This is a genomic window from Thermococcus sp. CX2 (assembly GCF_012027555.1).
Lineage (GTDB): Archaea > Methanobacteriota_B > Thermococci > Thermococcales > Thermococcaceae > Thermococcus.
This window is the reverse complement of sequence record NZ_SNUQ01000003.1, coordinates 208033-227100: the sequence shown is the minus strand read 5'-3', so window position 1 is coordinate 227100 and position 19068 is coordinate 208033. Positions and strand designations below refer to the sequence as shown.

18 protein-coding genes are annotated in these 19068 nt (G+C 53.1%); 12 read left to right on the top strand and 6 right to left on the bottom strand.

The annotated features are described in order from the left end of the window. The 7 genes from E3E23_RS08250 to E3E23_RS08220 all read left to right on the top strand — a co-directional run. Positions 1 to 844: CGP-CTERM sorting domain-containing protein (locus E3E23_RS08250; RefSeq protein WP_167907856.1), on the top strand; the 844-nt coding region annotated here is incomplete at its 5' end. Between the two features lie 94 nt (positions 845 to 938). Next, positions 939 to 2336, top strand: coding sequence for an ABC transporter substrate-binding protein (locus tag E3E23_RS08245; RefSeq protein ID WP_167907854.1), 1398 nt, complete (start codon positions 939 to 941; stop codon positions 2334 to 2336). Between the two features lie 135 nt (positions 2337 to 2471). Next, positions 2472 to 4313, top strand: a complete 1842-nt coding sequence (locus E3E23_RS08240) for an iron ABC transporter permease (RefSeq protein ID WP_167907852.1) — start codon at positions 2472 to 2474, stop codon at positions 4311 to 4313. Positions 4314 to 4323: 10 nt separating this feature from the next. Then, complete coding sequence (locus tag E3E23_RS08235; protein WP_167907911.1) at positions 4324 to 5388, top strand: ABC transporter ATP-binding protein; 1065 nt, start codon at positions 4324 to 4326, stop codon at positions 5386 to 5388. Between the two features lie 34 nt (positions 5389 to 5422). After that, positions 5423 to 6022 carry a DUF447 domain-containing protein gene (locus tag E3E23_RS08230; protein ID WP_167907910.1) on the top strand — a complete coding sequence of 200 codons (600 nt, stop codon included), beginning with the start codon at positions 5423 to 5425 and terminating at the stop codon, positions 6020 to 6022. A 69-nt stretch (positions 6023 to 6091) separates the two neighbouring features. Then, positions 6092 to 8092 carry a metallophosphoesterase gene (locus E3E23_RS08225; protein WP_167907850.1) on the top strand — a complete coding sequence of 667 codons (2001 nt, stop codon included), beginning with the start codon at positions 6092 to 6094 and terminating at the stop codon, positions 8090 to 8092. 88 nt (positions 8093 to 8180) lie between these two features. After that, complete coding sequence (locus tag E3E23_RS08220; RefSeq protein ID WP_167907848.1) at positions 8181 to 8804, top strand: hypothetical protein; 624 nt, start codon at positions 8181 to 8183, stop codon at positions 8802 to 8804. A 1-nt stretch (position 8805) separates the two neighbouring features. On the opposite strand, the gene E3E23_RS08215 is transcribed toward E3E23_RS08220, so the two are convergent. After that, a complete protein-coding gene (locus E3E23_RS08215) occupies positions 8806 to 10944 on the bottom strand; it encodes a restriction endonuclease (RefSeq protein WP_167907846.1) in 2139 nt (712 codons plus the stop codon). A 147-nt stretch (positions 10945 to 11091) separates the two neighbouring features. On the opposite strand from E3E23_RS08215, the gene E3E23_RS08210 reads away from it, so the two are divergent. Beyond that, a complete protein-coding gene (locus E3E23_RS08210) occupies positions 11092 to 12327 on the top strand; it encodes a phosphoglycerate kinase (RefSeq protein ID WP_167907844.1) in 1236 nt (411 codons plus the stop codon). A gap of 5 nt (positions 12328 to 12332) precedes the next feature. On the opposite strand, the gene E3E23_RS08205 is transcribed toward E3E23_RS08210, so the two are convergent. From E3E23_RS08205 to E3E23_RS08195, 3 genes are read right to left on the bottom strand one after another with little or no spacing between them, the layout of a single operon-like run. After that, positions 12333 to 13100, bottom strand: a complete 768-nt coding sequence (locus tag E3E23_RS08205; protein ID WP_167907842.1) for an ABC transporter permease — start codon at positions 13098 to 13100, stop codon at positions 12333 to 12335. A 4-nt stretch (positions 13101 to 13104) separates the two neighbouring features. Beyond that, on the bottom strand, positions 13105 to 14091 hold the full coding sequence (locus E3E23_RS08200) for an ATP-binding cassette domain-containing protein (protein WP_167907840.1): 987 nt from the start codon (positions 14089 to 14091) through the stop codon (positions 13105 to 13107). 1 nt (position 14092) lies between these two features. Beyond that, a complete protein-coding gene (locus E3E23_RS08195; protein WP_371807535.1) occupies positions 14093 to 14554 on the bottom strand; it encodes a PadR family transcriptional regulator in 462 nt (153 codons plus the stop codon). Positions 14555 to 14637: 83 nt separating this feature from the next. Here E3E23_RS08195 and E3E23_RS08190 point away from each other — a divergent pair, with 83 nt between their 5' ends. Both E3E23_RS08190 and nth read left to right on the top strand, forming a co-directional pair. Next, positions 14638 to 15075 carry an ATPase gene (locus E3E23_RS08190; RefSeq protein WP_371807533.1) on the top strand — a complete coding sequence of 146 codons (438 nt, stop codon included), beginning with the start codon at positions 14638 to 14640 and terminating at the stop codon, positions 15073 to 15075. Then, positions 15041 to 15784, top strand: coding sequence for an endonuclease III (gene nth, locus E3E23_RS08185; protein WP_167907838.1), 744 nt, complete (start codon positions 15041 to 15043; stop codon positions 15782 to 15784). The genes E3E23_RS08190 and nth overlap by 35 nt, the downstream gene beginning before the upstream one ends. A 31-nt stretch (positions 15785 to 15815) precedes the next feature. Here the strand turns inward: nth and E3E23_RS08180 are convergent, their stop codons facing one another. Both E3E23_RS08180 and E3E23_RS08175 read right to left on the bottom strand, forming a co-directional pair. After that, entirely contained in the window at positions 15816 to 16391 is a 576-nt protein-coding gene (locus E3E23_RS08180; RefSeq protein WP_167907836.1) for a potassium channel family protein, read from the bottom strand. Continuing rightward, positions 16384 to 16992 (bottom strand): potassium channel family protein, encoded by a 609-nt coding sequence (locus tag E3E23_RS08175; RefSeq protein ID WP_167907834.1) that lies wholly within the window; start codon positions 16990 to 16992, stop codon positions 16384 to 16386. The genes E3E23_RS08180 and E3E23_RS08175 overlap by 8 nt, the downstream gene beginning before the upstream one ends. 109 nt (positions 16993 to 17101) lie before the next feature. Here E3E23_RS08175 and E3E23_RS08170 point away from each other — a divergent pair, with 109 nt between their 5' ends. After that, a complete protein-coding gene (locus E3E23_RS08170) occupies positions 17102 to 18280 on the top strand; it encodes a magnesium transporter (protein WP_167907832.1) in 1179 nt (392 codons plus the stop codon). A 1-nt stretch (position 18281) separates the two neighbouring features. Further along, positions 18282 to 19037, top strand: a complete 756-nt coding sequence (locus E3E23_RS08165; RefSeq protein WP_167907830.1) for a sugar phosphate isomerase/epimerase family protein — start codon at positions 18282 to 18284, stop codon at positions 19035 to 19037. Positions 19038 to 19068: the final 31 nt, after the last annotated feature.

Genomic DNA, 19068 nt, shown 5'->3' with positions numbered 1-19068 from the left:
CCTTGCCGACACCCTTGGAATTCAGAACGTTGGCAACGAAATAACCTACGATGTTATTAAGGACATCGACTTCCTCATCCTCGGCCAGCCAAGCCAGGCTCTCAGCCCGGATGAAATCCAGGCCATCGTCCAGTGGTGGAACGACGGCAACAGGATCCTCTGGATTGCCGGCGACAGCGACTACGGTGACGGTAAGGACAGGATTGATTTTGCCAACGCTATTCTCGATGCCATCGGTGCCAACCTTAGGCTTGATCAGGCCTCCGTCGAGGACGCAGACAGCAACGCCGGTGCCGGCTACCGTGTTGTTGCCATCGTCAACCCCGAAGCTGACACTCCCGAGAAGGACATGATAACCAAGGACCTCACCAACGGCGGAAAGGTTCTCTTCCACGGACCGGGTGTTGTTGCCTACGTTGACGACAGCGGCAACTGGAAGCCGCTCACCCCCGATGTCGAGGGAATCTACATCATAGTTACCAGCACCAGCTCCGGCGGCCAGATAGTTGACAACACCGACCCGGCTCCAAATGCCTACGAGGTCGGTGCTACCGGCGAGTTCCCGCTCATGGCCGTCCAGTTCTTCGACGACAAGAAGAACGTCCTCATCGTCAGCGGTGAGACCCCCTACGGCGGCTACGAGCCGATGTGGGCTCCCGAGTACAAGGATGTCAAACTCGACGGCCCGCAGTTCGTCACCAACTTCATCCACTGGGCCATAACCGTCCAGCAGAACCTCGGTCAGGAGACCGCAACCGAGACCGGTGAAAACAGCACCTGCGGTCCGGCTGCTCTGGTCGGCCTCGCTCTCATACCGCTTGCCCTCTACAGAAGGAGGAAGTGATTTCTTCTCCCCACTTTTCTTTGCCTTTTGAACCATTAATTTTTTATTGACTTTGAGCAATTTCAACCGATTGAACATAAGCAGGTGATAAACCATGAAGAAGCTGGCATCAATCGGCCTTATTTTGCTCCTTGCCCTTAGCGTCGTTGCGAGCGGCTGTATCAGCAGCAACGGCGGGTCTTCTGGAATAACCCTTGTTATCTTAACGAGACACGACACCACCATACAGAAGCTCACCAAGGAAGAGTTCCTCAATAGCGATGTCGCCAAGCAGTACAACATCGTTGACCTCAAGTTCGTCAAGGCCACAGAAGCGACCTGGATCAAGCTCATTGACAGCGGCGATGCCGACCTCGCATGGGGCGGTGGTCCAACCCTCTTCGATGATCTCAACAAGCTCGGCTATCTCAAGCCAATAGAGGACGAAAAGATTCTCGGTCTCATCGGAACCGACATTAGAGAAGAGATAAACGGTATCCCACTCATCAGGTACGGCGACGACGGCAAGGTCTACTGGATAGCAGCTGCGCTTTCCTCCTTCGGATTTACCATCAACCAGCAGGTTCTCAAGCAGTGGAACCTCCCGGAGCCCAAGAAGTGGGAGGACCTTGGAAGTGAGGCCTTCGCCATGGACCCGCAGATGGTCGGAATTGCTGACCCGACTAGGAGCACCTCCAACACGAGGATTTACCAGATCATCCTCCAGGCCTTCGGCTGGGACAAGGGCTGGCAGATTCTCACCCAGATAGCCGCCAACGCCAAGATATACGACGCGAGCGATGCCGTTAGGGACGACGTCATAGCAGGAAACATCGCCGTTGGTACCACCATCGACTTCTACGGATACACCGCAATGAAGCAGAACCCGGAGTGTGTCTACATAATCCCAAGCGGGGAGAGCGTCCTCAACGGTGACCCGATAGCCATCGTCAAGAGCATCTCACCTGACAAGGTCGATGCTGCTTACGCCTTCATCTACTGGCTCCTTACCGACGGTCAGAAGATATGGCTCGACGAACACGTTAACAGGATGCCGGTTAACCCGAAGATCTTCTATACCGACGCAGGAAAGCAGAGGCCCGACCTCTGGAAGGCTTACAACCTCACCCTCCAGGCCCAGGGCATATACTTCGATGATGCCAGGGCTCTCAAGACCGTTAACGTCGTCAAGCAGTACTTCAAGGCCACCCTCGTTGATGCCAACGCCGACCTTCACAGGGTCTGGGTAGAGCTCGTCCAGGCCCACAATGAGGGCAAGATAACCGACGAACAGTTCGAGCAGCTCAAGGCTCAGCTGCTCGCCCCGATAAAGTTCAAAGACCCAGAGACTGGCCAGGAAGTAACCCTCACCGAGGAGTACGCGGCCAAGATAAACGACAAGCTCCTGGAGGACGCCAACTTCAGGGACCAGATAATGACCGAGTGGAAAGAATCAGCGAGGCAGAAGTACCTTGACGTCGAAAGGCAGCTCAAAGAACTCATCGGCGGCTGAAGGGCCGCGCCCGCGCTTTTCTTAATTTTCTTCTCTTTAACATTCTCACGGCAAACTATTTAAACCCACGATTTTTAAACAGGACAGTTCGGCCAGTGGTAGTTGGCAAGACATAAACCCAAGGAGGTGTTCAATTTGGCCAAAGTCAGCAAATGGAGCGAGAGGCTGTTTGGAACGCCGCTCTTCGAGCCGATAGTAGCTTTTTCGTATCTGTTTCCACTCAGCTACATAGCGCTATTCTTGATAATTCCCGTGGTTTTAATGCTCGGTGTGGCCTTCATATACGACGGACACTTCTCCCTTGAGTGGTTCAGAAGCATACTAACGGACCCAACGTACATAAGCTTTAGACCCGACGGAGAGCTCGTCAAAGTCGTCCCGGGGCCGGGAGGAGAAACCCTCTACCTCTTTGAAGGCCTCGACTTTGGAATCATTCTCAACTCAATCATACTGGCGATTGTTGTCACCCTGGCCACGGCCATCCTCGGAACGGTCTTCGCCTTCGTTATGGCCCGCTACGACTTCAAGGGCAAGAACATCCTCAGAATTCTGCTCTTCATCCCGCTGCTCGTCACTCCTTTCGTCAACGCCTACGTCATCAAGAAGATGTTCGCCATAAACGGAGTGTTCAACTACATCTTCCACGACATCCTCGGCATTCTTCCGCTCATTAAGGTTGATGGCCTCGCCGGTGTCGCGCTGGCGCAGATAATGGCCTACTATCCAATAGTATACCTCAACGCCTATGCGAGCTTCATCAACATCGACCCAACCCTGGAGGAGCAGGCCGAAAACCTCGGAAGCAAAGGCTTCCACCTCTTCAGGACGGTGACCTTCCCGCTCGCCCTTCCGGGCATAGCCGCCGGAGCGACGCTCGTCTTCATCTTCAGCCTCGAGGATTTGGCCGCGCCAATAGTCTTCCACAGCCACCCATTCGCCAAGAAGCTTATCTCCTACGAGATATACAGCAGCTTCATCAACGAGCTCGGTGTCACCAGCCCCAAGATAGCGGCCCTCTCGATAATCATGCTCGTATTGGCCATAGCGGCCTTCCTTGGAATCAGGAAGTACGTCAGCCTGAGGCAGTACTCGATGATAAGCAAGGGCGGAAGGTGGAAGCCGCGCGTTTCAAAGCCCAAGCCCTGGCAGGCCGCTATAATCTACCTCGTCCTCGTTCCGCTGCTGATCTTCACCATCTTCCCGCAGATGGGTGTCATAATGCTCGCCTTCTCGGAGCAGTGGAGCACCACCCCGCTCCCGCAGGGCTTCACCCTCGACTGGATCAAGATGATGTTCACTGATCCACAGGTCAGCTCCGCCATCGTCAACAGCCTCACCTACGCTGGATCGGCCATAGTGCTCATAATCCTGCTCTCAATCACGTCATCCTATGCCGCGGGCAGGTTCAAGGGCAAGCTCGGACCAATACTCGAGAGCGTTGTCATACTGCCCATGGCCGTCCCAGGTATCGTCGTGGCGATGGGATACTTCTACTTCTTCTCATCGGCCTTTAAGGGAACCTTCCTCGACCCAACGAACCTCAACGCCTTCAACCCGGCGTTTGTGCTCATACTGGCCTACTCCATCAGGCGTCTGCCCTTCGCGGCGCGCTCAACTTACGCCGGACTGCAGCAGGTCCACGTTTCCCTTGAGGAAGCGGCCATGAACCTCGGCGCAACGAGGTGGAAGACCATAGCAAGCGTCCTCATGCCTCTGATTTACCTAAACGTCTTCGGAGGCGCGATGCTGAGCTTCGTCTATGCCATGAGCGAGACGAGCACGAGCATAACCCTCGGTGCAATGCAGCCAGATAAGATGCCGATGACCGCTTACATGGCCGAAGTCCTCAGGGGAGCAACTGGAAGCGTCCACATAGTGGCCGCGATGGGTGTGCTCCTCATCGTGGTGCAGATAACGTCAATCGTGATTGTCAACCTGCTGACCAAGCAGAGGTACTCCTTCATCGGTCTCACATGAGGTGATGGAAATGGTTGAGGTCAAGCTTGAGAACATCGTCAAAACCTTTGGAGACACCGTCGCCCTCAAGGGAATAAACCTTGACATAAAGCACGGCGAGCTCTTCACCCTGCTCGGACCGAGCGGATGTGGAAAGTCCACAACCTTGAGAATAATAGCTGGCCTTGACTTCCCGGACAGCGGAACCATCTGGTTCGACGACCAGGACGTTACCTACATGAGCTCCAGCGAGAGGGGAGCAGTTTTAGTCTTCCAGAACTACGCCCTCTGGCCACACATGACGGTGTTCGACAACGTCGCCTACGGTCTGAAGATCAAGAAGCTTCCGAAGGATGAGATAGAGAGGAAGGTCAAGTGGGCGCTGGAGCTGGTCAAGCTCTCGGGCTTCGAGGATAGATATCCAACCCAGCTCTCCGGCGGTCAGCAGCAGCGTGTCGCCATCGCTAGGGCCTTGGTAGTCGAGCCAAAGATACTCCTCCTCGACGAGCCTCTGAGCAACCTCGATGCCAAACTCAGGCTTGAGATGCGTTCCGAGATAAGGAGGATTCAGCGCGAGCTTGGAATAACAGTCCTCTACGTCACCCACGACCAGGAGGAGGCCATGGCAATCAGCGACAGAATAGCCGTTATGAACGTCGGAACGGTTGAGCAGGTCGGAACTCCCAAGGAGATATACGAGAGCCCCAGGACAGAGTTCGTAGCCAGCTTTATGGGCAAGACCAACGTCATTCCGGCTAAAGTCGTCGAGAGGAACGGGGACAGGGTTACCGTCGAGTTCGAGGGCATAAGGCTGGATGGCCTCTACTACACCGAGAAGAGCGACAAAGTCGTTATCGTCATAAGGCCCGAGAGGATAAAGCTCAAGCCCGTCGAGAATGCGGTCTCATTCACCGGAACAGTAGACCTCATCGAGTACTACGGCTTCTTTGTCGAGGTCGTTGGCCTCTTCGGAGAGACCAGGATTATCTCCAGAACCATCAGCGACAAGGAAGTTGCCCACCTCAGGCCGCTCCAAGAGGTCACATTCTACGTTGATAGGGACGATATAATCGTCCTTCCAAAGCAGCAGCTTTAAATTCCCTTTTCTCCATTTCCCTTTGGTGGCACGGATGCTCGAACTGTTCAACGAAGGACAGGTTTACGAGGTTCTCCTGGTTACGCACTCCAATGCCACTCCAGTAGGTGTGGTCAGGAAGGGAGAGGCTCTCAACTTCAAGCTCTTCGGTGGGAGAAGTGCCGAGGAGCTGAAAGCCCATCCATACGCCTCGATTCAGATAACGAACGACGTCGAGCTCTTGGTCAAGCTCGCGCTAAACATTCCAGTGAACGTTGAGTTCGCGGAGAGAAAGCCCCATCGCTGGATTAAAGGCCTTCCGGGGGTTTATGGGGAAGTTAAGCTCATGGAAGAAACCCACGAGGACAAGCTCGGAAAGGCCACCGTTCTCAGGTGTTCCCTCAAACCAGAGGGGGTTATAGAGGGTTCCCTTCCCCCTCGACCCATAAGCCGTGCCGATTACCTTCTCCTCGAAATGGCGGTTGATTTGACGAGGCTCTTCGTGGCCACGAGGGAGGTAAAGGTTGAGCTGGCAAGGAACCTCTACGAGCGAATTTGGATAAACTATCAGATGTACAAACGCTTCGGCGGAAACTCCGAAATTGCCGAGAAAATGATGGGATGGGCAGTCTCGTCGCTCAGATGGAACCCCTGAGCTTCAAAACGCTGTTTAGAAAGGGAAAACTTATAATCCAGTTTTTCCTATGGATGTTTTGGTGATACCATGCTGGGCAAAAGAATAATAGCCCTGTTGGTAGCTCTTTTTACCTTGGCAGCAATTCCAACGACCACCGTTTCAGCCGTAGCAACTGACCTCGCCCCAGGAGAGGTTTTAGTCAAACCACTTCCAGGTGCTCCAGCGATAGGGCTCCCCGGAGACACAATTGAAATCTACCCCGCTGAGGGGGTTACAATCCAGAGCCTCCAGATAATCTCAATTCTCCACGGTCCCTACGACCTCCAGATACTAGGCACTGAGAACGGTGTAATAAAGGCCAAGATACCTGATGATGCAACCCCAGATGTCTATTTCCTCGTCGTCAAGAGCGACAAGGGCGAGGTAACCATACCCAACGGCGTGTGGGTCATGAAGGAGGCACCCACTGTTCTCAGGATAGCCCAGGGAAGCGACCTCCACGTCACGAGCGGCTCCAAGATGGGGCTCGTCTGCGGTGACTACTTCCAGAAGAGCATCACCGAGATACTCAAGTACTGCCAGAATCCGATACCCCTGCACAGCTACACCGCTACCGACAGCTTCATGACGTACTACGCAATGGTGGGTTCGAATGGAGAGAACATTGTGAACATTATCCTCGCTACAGGTGACGATGTCGACACCAACGGCGACAGGGCAGGTTATCAGATGCTCGACGAGGCCATACTCCACGCCACGGCTGCCGGAACACCTTTCATAAGCGTGAAGGGCAACCATGACCACCCACCGACCTACTACACCGAATACGTTGGCCCGAGGTACTTCTATGAGGTCATCGGGAACTTCATCATCATAGGACTCGACAGCCGCGGCGAGGAGAGGCACCCCGAGATGGAGCAGCTCGAGTGGATGGAGCAGGTTCTCAAGGATCACCCAGGCAAGATACCCATAGTCCTCGTCCACCACCCGTTCTGGTACATAAGCAGGTACGAAGGAGGAGTCGTTGAGAACCTTACTGCCTTCGACGACAACGACTGGCAGCAGATAAAGAAGCTCGCCAGCTGGGACTGGGTCGGAAAGAACGGGGAATATGAGGACATCGCAAGGAAGTTCCTCCAGATAGTGGAGGAGTACAATGTCAAGCTCATCCTCAGCGGACACATACACAAGGACAAGCCCGTCCTCTACATCGACAAGAACGGCAACGAGCACTGGTTCTACACCCTCACCACCACTGGCGCCCCGGATAAGACCAGCAACCCACCGAGCCAGACTGACATTAACAGGGGCTACACCCAGCCCTCCTGGTACGGCTCCCAGGTCATCTATGTCTATTCCGATGGAAAGGTTGAGTTCCCGTTCGTGGACGACCTCTTCGCCGAGAACACGATAATCTCCCTCCCGATACCGCAGAAGTTCATAGTCTTCAGGCAGAACGGTGAAGAGGGGACGGCAGTCAAGTTCATCAACGAGCTCGGCCAGAGCATCAGCGGGCCGCTTGTCCTCGAGATTCCAGAAGGAGCTAAGATAGACCCGCAGGCCACCAACATAACCTACACCGTCCTGGGCGAGAGGGAAATCAGCGGAACCTACTACATGCTCCTCAACGTCACCGTTCCAGAGGGAGTGAGCCAGATAGCAGTGGTCAAAGAGACCGATACCAAGGCACCAGAGGTGAGCATCGGCTACCTCTCGCCGAGCAAACCCAAGCCGGGACAGGCCTTTAAGGTCTACATCAGCGCCAACGACAACGTCGGAATCAAGGACATGAAAGTTGAGGTCATCGTCGACGGAAAGGTCGTTGCTGAGTATCCAGCCTTCTCGATGAAGCCGGCTGAGGTTGAAGCAACCTACTTCACCGAGATTCCTGGAGTGGACGCAGAGAGCTTCACCATCAAGGTCATAGCGACCGACTTCTACGGCAACACTGGAGAAGCTGAGTACACATACTCGGGCACTGCCACAACAACTACAACCACCTCAACTGCCTCTGGCGAAAGCACCTGCGGTCCAGCCGCTCTCGTTGGTCTGGTGATGATTCCACTCCTCCTTAGAAGGAGGAAGTGAGAGGCATTTTCCCTTTTCTTATTACTCTCTGCCCACTTTTGAGAGTCTAGGAAGAGAAGAGTTTTTAAACCATCCCCTGAACCCCACCATGGTGGTGAAGGTGAAGTTTAAGGGGAAGGCCTTTGGTAACCTCGTGAGAATAGAGTTTGACATACTCACCCTTGGCGAGCTTAAAATAGATGACCTGAGAGACTTTGATGTTAAATCAATTAAAATAGAGCTCAGGCCCACGTCATCGGGTATCAAGGTCATAGGCATATGGGAGGGAACGGTCGACAAGACCGGCGAGGGAATAAAAAAGGCCCTTGAGGAGAGCTACAAACTCCGCGAGAGGATTCTCAACAAGATAAAGAGCAAGACTGAGGCGATAAGGAGCACAATGCGCCAGCTCGGCTTCAGGGAGGAGATCGAGGGGTACGGCAGCGTCATAAGGTTCATCAAGAAGATCGGCTCCTACGAGATAGTTGTGGTCGCATCAACCACCGACGATATGGTCAGGGTCGAAGTTTACGGCAACGACAAAAAGATAATCAGCCCCGAGATAGAGAGCATCTTCGAGGACGTCGAGATAGAGGAGCTTGAGATATACGACCTCGAGGACGAGAAGGAAGAGAGGCTCGTCATCAACCTTGAGATACCGAGGAACGAAGAAAAGCCGGAAAAGAAAATAGTGGAAGCCATCAGGATGATAGAAAACATGCTGATGGCATGACTCACTTGTACTTGCTCTCCAGCTGTATCCTCTTTAATTTTGAGGTTATCCCCTTTATTGGCACGGTATCCTCGCTGAGTATCCTTCCAGTTCTGGTATCGATTCTGGCGTAGTAGAACCTGTCATTTCCTGAAAGCTTGAGGTTGATGTAAGCCTTATCTTTGTAGTGGGCCAGTCTCTCCGTTTTTGGGTTCTCCTCTCCGTATTTCTTTCTGATGTGCTCGCGGTACATTGCTTCTATTGCTATCTCCGTGAAGCGGACGTCCTGGCTGAGAATCTCCCCCGTGGCCCTGTGGAGGAGGAACTTTCCAACCTTAGTCCCTCCAGCAAATTCGACCTCCCAGTGCTCGTGAAGTTCAATTCCCTTGAGGACTGCCTCCTCGTCGATTTCCTTAGCCTTCTCCTCGGCGATTTTCTCCGCCAGCCCCCGTTTGAGGATCCTGTCAATCTCCTTAACGAACTTTCCGTCCTTGCCCACGCGGATCTTCACTTCGTGTTTCTCGTCTTCAGCCGAGACAATGTACTCTGCATCGGCCTCCTCAATAGAAGTTATTGTGAAGTTCGGGTACCTACCGGCTACTATCTCCTTGGCACGTTCGGGCTTTATTTCAATAAGGTAGTCAAGGACATCCCCCGTGGCACCATCGACTTTCACGATTGCCTTTCCATCCTCGCTCTCCAGGTTCAGCTCGAGGTACTTATGCTCGAGCACGCGGTAGCCTTTAAGCTCCAGATTCCTGAGGGGGAAGTTGCCCTCTATGACATCTTTGACGTTCTTGTATGCGTCCTCCGGCGAAGGAAGCTTTCTCACCTCGGCATAGCTCCCCCTCGTGAGATCAACCTCAAGGACGGCAATGCCGTCCTCAACCAGAACCTCGGCGATCACGAGTTTTTTGTTCTTCTCCAGACCCAAAAGCTGCCCGTTGGGATAGACCGTCTTCAGGAGCTCATTGAGAGCCTCATCGCTCATCAGGCACTCCATCCTATGGGGCCGCCCAGTGTACTCGTTGAACGAAACCTCGAAGGAGAACCTCTCGGTTCTTCCAGTAATTTTCACCTTTCCCTTCTCCCTCTTCAGCCCGATTTCAGTGGGCTCGTCTCCGATGGAGTCCATAACCAGGTTCTCTGCTTTCTTCACAAAATATTCATCCGGAAGGGGCGATATGTTGAATTCAATTTCACCACTCTCGAGGTTTATCTCCGCTCTCGCCCTGTTGTCCCCGACCTTGAGCTCAAGCTCGGCCACCTTCGGAACATACACCTTCTTCCTCTCGTGGATGACCACCTTGCCCTCGGGGACGTTCAGGTCTTTTGAGGCCTTTGATTTGAGTATAAGAACGGCCTCACTTGGGCTTATTGGAACTTCGATATTCCTCTCGGTGGCGCGTATTATGGAGCGGTCATTGAGAAGGGTCTTTGTGATAGGAACGCGAAGCTTCTCGTCGGATGTGGCCCTGAGGACGACTTTATCGGACGAGAAAACAACGGCCTTATCCTTCTCATCTCCGCCCTCAACGGACCACGAGAAAATGTAGGCGCTAGATAGGGTAACTGAGAGAGACTCGAGCTCAACTTCCTCTGCCTTTATCGGATACTTCGAGGAGGCAAAGGAGGCAACCTTCTTAACGACACTATCGGCTGAGAACTCATACAGCAGGGGAGCATCTAGTTCGAACTCCTCGAGCGGACTCTCCTCAACTTTCTTCTCTTTCTTAGTCTCTGCCATTCTGATAAGCTCAGAGGGAGGCTCGATGGAGTAGTTGTTGAAGAGCGAGACGAGCTTCTCACCGTCCCACGGGATTACCCTTCCCCTGTATTCCCTCGAAATTAGAACCTTAGCGTCCTTTGTAAACCCCATGATCGAGATAAGTATCCCCTTGTCGGCCTTGTATTTATCCACGAGGCCGGCAAAGACGTTAACGTCTCGAGAAGCGGCGAGCCCCTTGGGGTGAATCGCTATAACGAGCTTTTCCGTTCCAGAGATGGGATCATCGCGTATGGCAACTACATCAATTCCCCACTCTTTCTTGCTTGCAACCTTCTCGTAGTTCCTAAAGCCCATTCTCTTCAATAGCTCGATGACGTTCTCAATAAGCGTTTCCTCCGATGCAAGCATTATCAAATCCAAGGTCCACACCATCATTCTCACCCATGAGCAAGAATCCACCACTGAATATCATTATTTGGAAGTTATTTTATAAATCACTTTCCCCGGAGTTCATTATCACTGCAGGTGTTCAAAATAAGGTTTTTAATGTCCTCCCTTTAACATCTCCACGGTGATGGGATGTTCAAGCTCATCGACTTCAACTATCATGGCAAAACCGTTTTTCTGAGGGTCGATTTGAACTCCCCTGTCAAGGATGGAAGGATAATCAGCGACGCCCGCTTCCAGGCGGTTCTGCCTACCATCGTCTACCTCCTTGAACAGGGGGCAAAGCTCGTCATAGGAACCCACCAAAGCAAGCCCTACAAGGGAGACTACATCACCACGGAGGAGCATGCCGAGATTTTGAGCAAGCTGCTCGGCCAGGAAATTGAATACGTCGAGGACATCTTCGGAAAGTACGCACGCGAGAAGATCAAAGCTCTCAAACCAGGAGAGGCAGTAATCCTTGAGAACCTCAGATTCGCCGCAGAAGAAGTCAAGTACAAGTCCCTCGAAGAGTGCGAGAGAACCCACTTCGTGAGGAAGCTCGCTCCACTAATTGACTACGTCGTGAACGACGCCTTCGCTGCTGCGCATAGAAGCCAGCCTTCGCTGGTCGGCTTTGCCCGCTTAAAGCCGATGATAATGGGCTTCCTCATGGAGAAGGAGGTAGAAGCGCTCACCAGGGCATACGAAACCAATGATGGGCAGAGGGTTTACGTTCTTGGGGGAGCGAAGGTAGACGATTCCCTCCGCGTGGCTGAAAACGTCCTCAAAAAAGGTAGGGCCGACCTTATACTCACAGGTGGATTGGTGGGGCACGTCTTCACCTTGGCCAAGGGGTTCCATCTGGGAGATGCCAACCTGGAGTTTATGGCCAGAAAAGGTCTTCTCGACCTTGTGGACTGGGCGGAGGAAATACTAGACGACTTCTACCCATTCATCAAGACGCCCGTAGATTTTGCCGTTGACTACAAGGGCGAACGCCTCGAGGTTGATCTGCTCAGCGACCAGAAGGCGCTCTTCGATGAATACCCGATACTTGACATAGGCTCTAGGACGATAGAGAAGTACCGCGACGTGCTCGCCAAGGCGGAAATCATAGTCGCCAACGGTCCGATGGGAGTGTTCGAGCGTGAGGAGTTTGCACTCGGCACGGTTGGGGTCTTCAGGGCAATAGGGGAAAGTAAAGCCTTCAGCGTTGTCGGTGGCGGGCACTCGATAGCGAGCATCTACCAGTACGGGATAAAAGGAATAAGCCACGTCTCGACCGGCGGCGGGGCTATGCTGAGCTTCTTCGCGGGCGAAAAGCTGCCGGTGCTGGAGGCGTTCAGGATAAGCTACGAGCGGTTCAAAGAAAAGACAAAAAGGTAGAAGGCTCAGTCAATGGTGGCCTTCCTGAACTCCAGAGCGGCTATTCCGACGAAGACCACCGCGAGCACTGTAAGCACCGTCCAGTCGGTGGCTATGCTGAACGTCGGCTCTATTCCGGCAAGGTAATAGCGCGCCCCATCGACCGCGTAGGTCAGCGGATTGAGCTTGGCCAGGAACTGCATCCAGTTGGGCATGCTGCTTATTGGGAAGAACGCACCGCTCAGGAAGGTCATTGGAAGCATCAGCATGGTGATGATTATCTGGAAGCCCTCCATGCTTGTCATCCTCATGCCTATGGCCATGCCGAGACCTGAGACGGCTACGCCGACGAGGAAAGCCATCATCAGCGTTGGAATGACCCCCGAAAGCTTCAGCCCATCAACGATGAGGAAGCTCAGCGCGAGGATTATCGTCCCCTGGATCATGGCCATCAACGCTCCGCCGACGCTCCTGCCTATTATCGCCTCGACTCTCGATGCAGGGGCAACGAGGAGCTCCTTGAGGAAGCCGAACTGCCTGTCCCAGATGAGCGTTATGCCCTGCATGAAGCCCATGTTGAAGACTGTCATTGCCACTATTCCAGGCACCATGAAGGTCATGTAGTCAACTCCACCGAATATCATGCTCGCGCCAGGGAAGCTAAATGCCCCAGCCCAGCCCTTGCCGAAGAATATCAGCCAGATGAGCGGGTTTAAGAGGGAGCCTATAACCCTTGCTTTCGAGCGGATGAAGCGCTTTATCTCGCGGTATATCATGGTAGTAAAGACCCTCATGCTCTCACCTCCTCATCCTTGCGCGCATGACCATTTTCATCGCGTTGCTCTCACCGCCCTCGTCGCGTATTTCCCTGCCGGTGAGGTGGAGGAAGACGTCGTTCAGCGTTGGCCTGTGGTAGGTAACCTCGAGTATCTTAACTCCGCTCTCGCTGGCAAGCTCGAAGAGCTTCGGCAGTGCCTCAGCCGCGTTTTCAACGTCGAGCCGAACCCTGCCGTCTGGCAGGAGCCTGCAGCCCTTGATGAAGTCCGCCTTTATGCACTTGAGCTCCTCCTTCGGGCTCTCGAGCCTGAGGTAGATTATGTCGTTCCCGACGAGCCTCTTTAGCTCATCAGCCGTTCCTTCGGCAATTATCTTTCCGTGGTCCATAATGGCTATCCTGTCGGCCAACTGCTCCGCCTCGTCCATATAGTGCGTGGTGAGAAAAATCGTCATGTCGTGCTCCTCCTTCATGGCCTTGATGTACTCCCAGATGTGCGCCCTCGTCTGGGGGTCAAGGCCTATGGTCGGCTCATCGAGGAACAGTATCTCGGGCTCGTGGAGCAGAGCACGGGCAATCTCAAGCCTGCGCTGCATTCCACCCGAGAAGAACTTAACAGGTCTGTCCCTGAACTCCCAGAGCTCAACGAACTTCAAAAGCATCTCTATCTTTTCCTTGAGCTCGTTTCCACTCAGGCCGTAAATCCTGCCGTGGATGAGCATGTTCTCGTAAGCTGTGAGATCTCTATCAACGCTTGGGTCCTGGAAGACTATGCCTATCTTCTTCCTGACCTCCATCGGCTCCTTCACAACGTCGTGGCCAGCCACAATGGCCCTTCCGGCGGTCGGCCTGAGAAGGGTCGTTAAAACATGAACGGTGGTGGTCTTTCCAGCCCCGTTCGGCCCGAGGAAGGCAAATATTTCGCCCTTCTTCACTTTGAATGAAATCCCCTTAACGGCCTCGAAGTCGCCATATTTTTTCACGAGATTCTCAACCTCAATGGCGTGCATTTCAATCACCTCCGAGAAGAATGAGCTTAACTCTCCTTGCGAACTCCCTCATGGCGTGGCTTAACTCCTTTTTCTGCTCATCACTGAGCTCAGGAAGGCTCTCCAAAACAAGGTGCAGAGCGCTTCCAACTTCCCTCCCGCCAAGTTCGACGAACTCTTTGAAAAGCTCGGCCTTGGTTATGGCCTCCTGGAGTTCTTCCTCGTGAAGTTCGAGATACTCAAGCCCCTTCTCCGTTATTCGGTAAACTTTCTTATCTCTCTCACCCTCTCCCGCGACCTCTATGAGTCTACTCCTCCTGAGGCTTGCGAGTATAGGATATATCGCCCCAGCACTTGGAGTTGGAATCCCGAATCTCTCGCTGAGCTTCTGCATTATCGCGTAACCATGCATGGGCTCTTCTTCCAGAAGGCTCAGGATGAGAAGCTTCAGATGCCCCTTAAATTTTGGCCTCTCCAAATACATCACCAGATATATCGAACGATATATCGTTTAAAAAGATTTTGGTTCGGAAGGCTTATTACGTTACGGGGAATAACGTTTCGGGGATGGTCATGAAGCTCATTTTGAAACCGTTATTCGATGCTGAACTTCCAGCGGGTTTCGAAGAAATACTGAAAGCCAAGCTCATGGGCAGGGAAATTAAAGCAGGCCAGGAAATCGAAGTTGATTTGCTCGGGAAGCCGCTCCTCTTCAAGGTTATCTACGCGGAGCCCGAAGTCCTCAAGGTCAGCAGGGGGACAAGGGTAGAGTTAGCCAGTGGAGAAACGCTCGTTATTGACCTCGAGTTCGACGAGCCTATTAGAGATGTGATTTCCTTCGAGAACGGCTTCGTTCTCGTCTTCCCGAGAAAGGTTCTAATTCTGAACCAAAACGGGCAAAAGATTTATAGCGACGAGTTCGAGGAAGTTAATAAAGTTAGCACCTCCAAAGACACAGTGGTGATAGTCCATGGCAAGCGAAAAGTCAGGCTCGTTAAGCCTTGAGGGCTTCACCTTTTCCGAGAGCTGGGAGAAGAAAAGGAAGAGGGCCGAAAAAATCGTGGAGATACTGACGAAGACCCACCCGAGGGATAAGCTCCTCATCGGCGACCCGTACAGGACGCTGATTCACTGCATAATCTCCCAGAGGATGCGTGATGAAGTTACCTATAAGGTGTGGGAGGAGCTATTCAGAAGATACGGAGACATTGAGACGATAGCGGCAACGCCGGTTGAGGAGATGCAGGAGTTCTTGAGGAAGAGCGGTGTCGGCCTCTGGAAGACCAAGGGTGAGTGGATAGTGAAGGCGTCCCAAATAATCCTGGAGAAGTATGGAGGAAAGGTCCCCGACAGTCTTGAAGAGCTTATGAAGCTTCCGGGCATAGGGCGGAAGTGCGCCAACATAGTTTTAGCGTATGGCTTCGGCAGGCAGGCGATTCCAGTTGATACCCACGTGAACAGGATAAGCAAGCGCCTGGGCCTGGCTCCTCCGAGGGTTCAGCCGGAGAGGGTCGAGGACTACCTGAGGGAGCTCATCCCAAGGGAGAAGTGGATATACGTGAACCACGCCATGGTTGACCACGGAAGGGCGATATGCAAGCCGGTGAAGCCGAAGTGCGAGAGCTGTCCGCTCAGGGAGCTCTGCCCCTACGCTAAAGGCCTCGTCACGGACGAGGACATAAAGGGGAACTCAAGAAGGCTGGAAAGTAATTAACGGGGGAAGAAACGGGAATTAATATGGGAAATCATTCCTCTTCTACCTCTTCCCCCGCTAACTTCCTGAGCTTGTCAAGGTCCGAGCCAACCGCTATGAGGACGTCACCCTCCTCTATCTTATCGTCCTTTCCCGGGTTGTAGATGTAGCGCGTTCCGCGCTTTATCGCGAGAATTCTCGTTCCAATCTTGCTCGGAAGCTTGAGCTGTTTGAGGGTCTTGCCTATGAGGAGAGAACCAGGATGAACCGTTACCCTTCCAAGCTCCTCCTCGGTGTCCTCCATAATCTTCTTAATTATCGGGTGGGGCTCGACGTCTCTGAGGATGAGATCCGAAATCTTGTAGGCGGCATCTGAAATCTGCTCGTTTATATCGGCCATGTCGATGACGCTCAGAAGCTTAACTGGGTCTTCCTCCTTTTTCGCCACCAACAGGGCAAGGCGCTTGACCTTCAAAGTAAGCTCGTCCATCCTCTCCTCTAAGAGGTAGACCTCCTCAGCTATATCCTCGCTGTTGTACATGACCGCGGAAAAGGCGAGGTCAACCATGAGGGACGAGAGATCCTTCATCTCGATGAGGCAGTTCCTAATCTCATCGAGCTCATTCATTGCTCATCACCTTTATGTTGCCCCTTGCTATCTCCTTGAGGTACTCTATCGAGGTCCTCGTGCCCCTGCCTATTAGTATGTCCCCGGGGAATACCTTGAAGTCCCCATCGGGGTCAAATATCCAGCGCTTCCCGCGTCTGACCGCTATAATCCAAACTCCGGTGTTAGTTGCAAGGTCAAGCTCCTCGAGGGTCTTGCCGACAAGAAGCGAGTCTGTCGAGATGTAGATTTTCCCTATTATCTCCTCGCTGCCGAGGATGGCCTCAGTGATAACGGGGTGGAGCTCGACGCCCTCGAGAACCATCTTGGCCAAGTCTGCGGCTGCGTTTGACATATCGTCTATAGCGTGGGCCATGTGGAGTATCGACGTTATCTGCTCGGCCTCTTTGGGGTTCCTCGCGGCCAGAACGGCGTGCACCATGAGGTGGTAATTGAGCAGGTCCAGATATTCCTCCAGTTCAAGGACCTCCTCCGCTATTTCATCCTCCTTGAAGAGAACGGAGGAATAAGCCAGGTCAACCATCAGCTCGGCGGTGTTCTTCATCTCAACGAAGATGTCCTTAACGTTTTTGGGAACCTCGATTTCGTCCCACTCTTCCACCAGACTCTCACCGATAGGGGAATCGAGGGGAATCTTATTTAGTTTTCGCCCGCGAAAAGTTTAATACCCACCGAGGTCAACGTTTAGGGGGTGAGAGGGATGGAGAGTGATGCCAGTGATAGTCCAGGAACTCAAAGGGAAGGTAAAGAACGCTTACAGAGTCTCGTTGCCGTCGTTAGTCGTCTCTCTGATAATTGGGTTCTTCGGCGGAACCTTCCTCGGTACGTACCTTGACAAGATAAATCGTGATTACCCGGGTCTCCTCGTCATTCTCCCCGGCATGATGGGTCTCCGCGGCAACGTTTTTGGCTCCATGGCCTCACGCTTCTCCACGATGCTGTATCTCGGTGACCTCGAACCATCCCTCAGGGATAAGAAGGTCCTCAAGAACCTCGTCATAGCCATGCTCCTCTCTCTGATTCCCGTCACAATTCTATGGGCCGTTGGAGTCTTCAGGGGGATACGGTACCATGCCCTTGAAATCCTCCTCGTAGTGGTGGGCTCGACCATACTCGTATCCCTTATCCTCGGCTACTTCACGGCCTTTGTCACGATATTCGCGTTCAAGAAGGAGATAGACCCGGACAGCATGGCAGCTCCACTCGTCGCCTCTATGGGCGATTTGCTCACGATTCCGGCGCTGATAGCGTTCATACTCCTCCTGGAAAGGTCAAAGGAGACCTTCTGGGGAAGCAACTTGGTTCTGATCGTCCTCCTCCTGTTCCTGATTGGAGTTTCAAGGGTTAGAAAGGCCGAGCTCCTGGAGCTCAGAGAGCTCTTTACAATAATTACGGCCCTCGCTCTCCTCTCACTCATATCCGGCTTCACACTTCAGCGCTTCAGCGGGCTGATCCAGGCGTCTATAATCCTCGGTTTTGCCTACCCTTCAATCCTGAGCAGCTTCGGAAACTACGGCTCTATAATAGCCGCCAAGACTTCAACAGCGCTCCACCTCGGTGAAATAGACGGTTACTTCTCGAGGGAGCCCTTTTTGGAGATATTCTCACTCTTCCTCACGACGCCAATTGTCGGCCTGCTGATAAACGCCTTTGGGATCCTTATAGCTTACATCATGCTTGGCGTTGAACCGAGGGTCGTATACGAGCTCGCGCTCAGCTACCCCTTCATGGCCCTCTTTATCATGCTCTACTCCTACACCATCTCCTACTTCCTTTTCCAGAAGAACATCGACCCAGACAACGTTGCAATTCCGCTCATCTCCAACAACAGCGATATATTCGGGACGATTTATGTCGTCCTGATAGCCAAGCTCATAGTGGGTGGTTGAGGTGCTCGGGCTTTCAACCACGGCCCTTGATAGGGAGTTTGAGGCCTGGATTGAGAAGGTCAAAAACCTCGGCTTTGAGTTCATAGAATTCGTGAGTGAGTGGCCGCACTATCTGACGCATGAGAACTACCGCCATTTCGCAGAAGTCATAGAATCTTCCGGCCTGAAGCTCAGCATCCATGCCCCCTTCAGCGACGTGAACATCGGGGCGTTTAACGAACGCATAAGAAGAGCTTCCCTCGAGGTTCTCAGGGAGACCCTTGAGGTCGCGGCTCAGATGAATGCCACTGTAGTTACCATCCACCCAGGCCACTGCTCACCGCTCAGCATGAAACACCGCGATAGGTACCTCGAGATACACAGGGAATCGCTCCGCAGGATAGCTCACTGGGGCGAGGAGCTGGGCATTAGAATCGGCGTAGAGAACATGCCCCGCTTTCCCATTCTGGACGCCCAGAGCTGCGACAGACTCGCAGAGCTGGTGGAGGGCATCGACATAGGAGTCACTTTTGACGTCGGCCATCTGAACACGACGACGGCTAATTTCGACCGCTTCCTGGAACTTCTAGGGGACAGAGTAGTCCATATTCACCTCCACGACAACCTAGGAGAGAGGGACGAACACCTGCCCCTTGGTGATGGTGTGGTACCATGGGAAAAACTACTTCCCAAACTGCCGAAGGTGACCAAAGCACTCGAGGTGGCGGACATAAAATCAGCGGGAAAAAGCCTCAAATTTTTGAAAAGCCTGCATTGATGAACCTTTTAATTCATTAGAGCTCCCTTTG

Bases quoted from the DNA above. Each gene is read 5' to 3' on its own strand.
- E3E23_RS08210 (WP_167907844.1), top strand. From the start codon at position 11,092: ATGTTCAAGCTCATCGACTTCAACTATCATGGCAAAACCGTTTTTCTG.
- E3E23_RS08195 (WP_371807535.1), bottom strand. From the start codon at position 14,554: ATGTATTTGGAGAGGCCAAAATTTAAGGGGCATCTGAAGCTTCTCATC.
- E3E23_RS08205 (WP_167907842.1), bottom strand. From the start codon at position 13,100: ATGAGGGTCTTTACTACCATGATATACCGCGAGATAAAGCGCTTCATC.
- E3E23_RS08180 (WP_167907836.1), bottom strand. From the start codon at position 16,391: ATGAATGAGCTCGATGAGATTAGGAACTGCCTCATCGAGATGAAGGAT.
- E3E23_RS08245 (WP_167907854.1), top strand. From the start codon at position 939: ATGAAGAAGCTGGCATCAATCGGCCTTATTTTGCTCCTTGCCCTTAGC.
- E3E23_RS08235 (WP_167907911.1), top strand. From the start codon at position 4,324: ATGGTTGAGGTCAAGCTTGAGAACATCGTCAAAACCTTTGGAGACACC.
- nth (WP_167907838.1), top strand. From the start codon at position 15,041: ATGGCAAGCGAAAAGTCAGGCTCGTTAAGCCTTGAGGGCTTCACCTTT.
- E3E23_RS08200 (WP_167907840.1), bottom strand. From the start codon at position 14,091: ATGCACGCCATTGAGGTTGAGAATCTCGTGAAAAAATATGGCGACTTC.
- E3E23_RS08220 (WP_167907848.1), top strand. From the start codon at position 8,181: ATGGTGGTGAAGGTGAAGTTTAAGGGGAAGGCCTTTGGTAACCTCGTG.
- E3E23_RS08190 (WP_371807533.1), top strand. From the start codon at position 14,638: ATGGTCATGAAGCTCATTTTGAAACCGTTATTCGATGCTGAACTTCCA.
- E3E23_RS08230 (WP_167907910.1), top strand. From the start codon at position 5,423: ATGCTCGAACTGTTCAACGAAGGACAGGTTTACGAGGTTCTCCTGGTT.
- E3E23_RS08170 (WP_167907832.1), top strand. From the start codon at position 17,102: ATGCCAGTGATAGTCCAGGAACTCAAAGGGAAGGTAAAGAACGCTTAC.
- E3E23_RS08225 (WP_167907850.1), top strand. From the start codon at position 6,092: ATGCTGGGCAAAAGAATAATAGCCCTGTTGGTAGCTCTTTTTACCTTG.
- E3E23_RS08215 (WP_167907846.1), bottom strand. From the start codon at position 10,944: ATGGTGTGGACCTTGGATTTGATAATGCTTGCATCGGAGGAAACGCTT.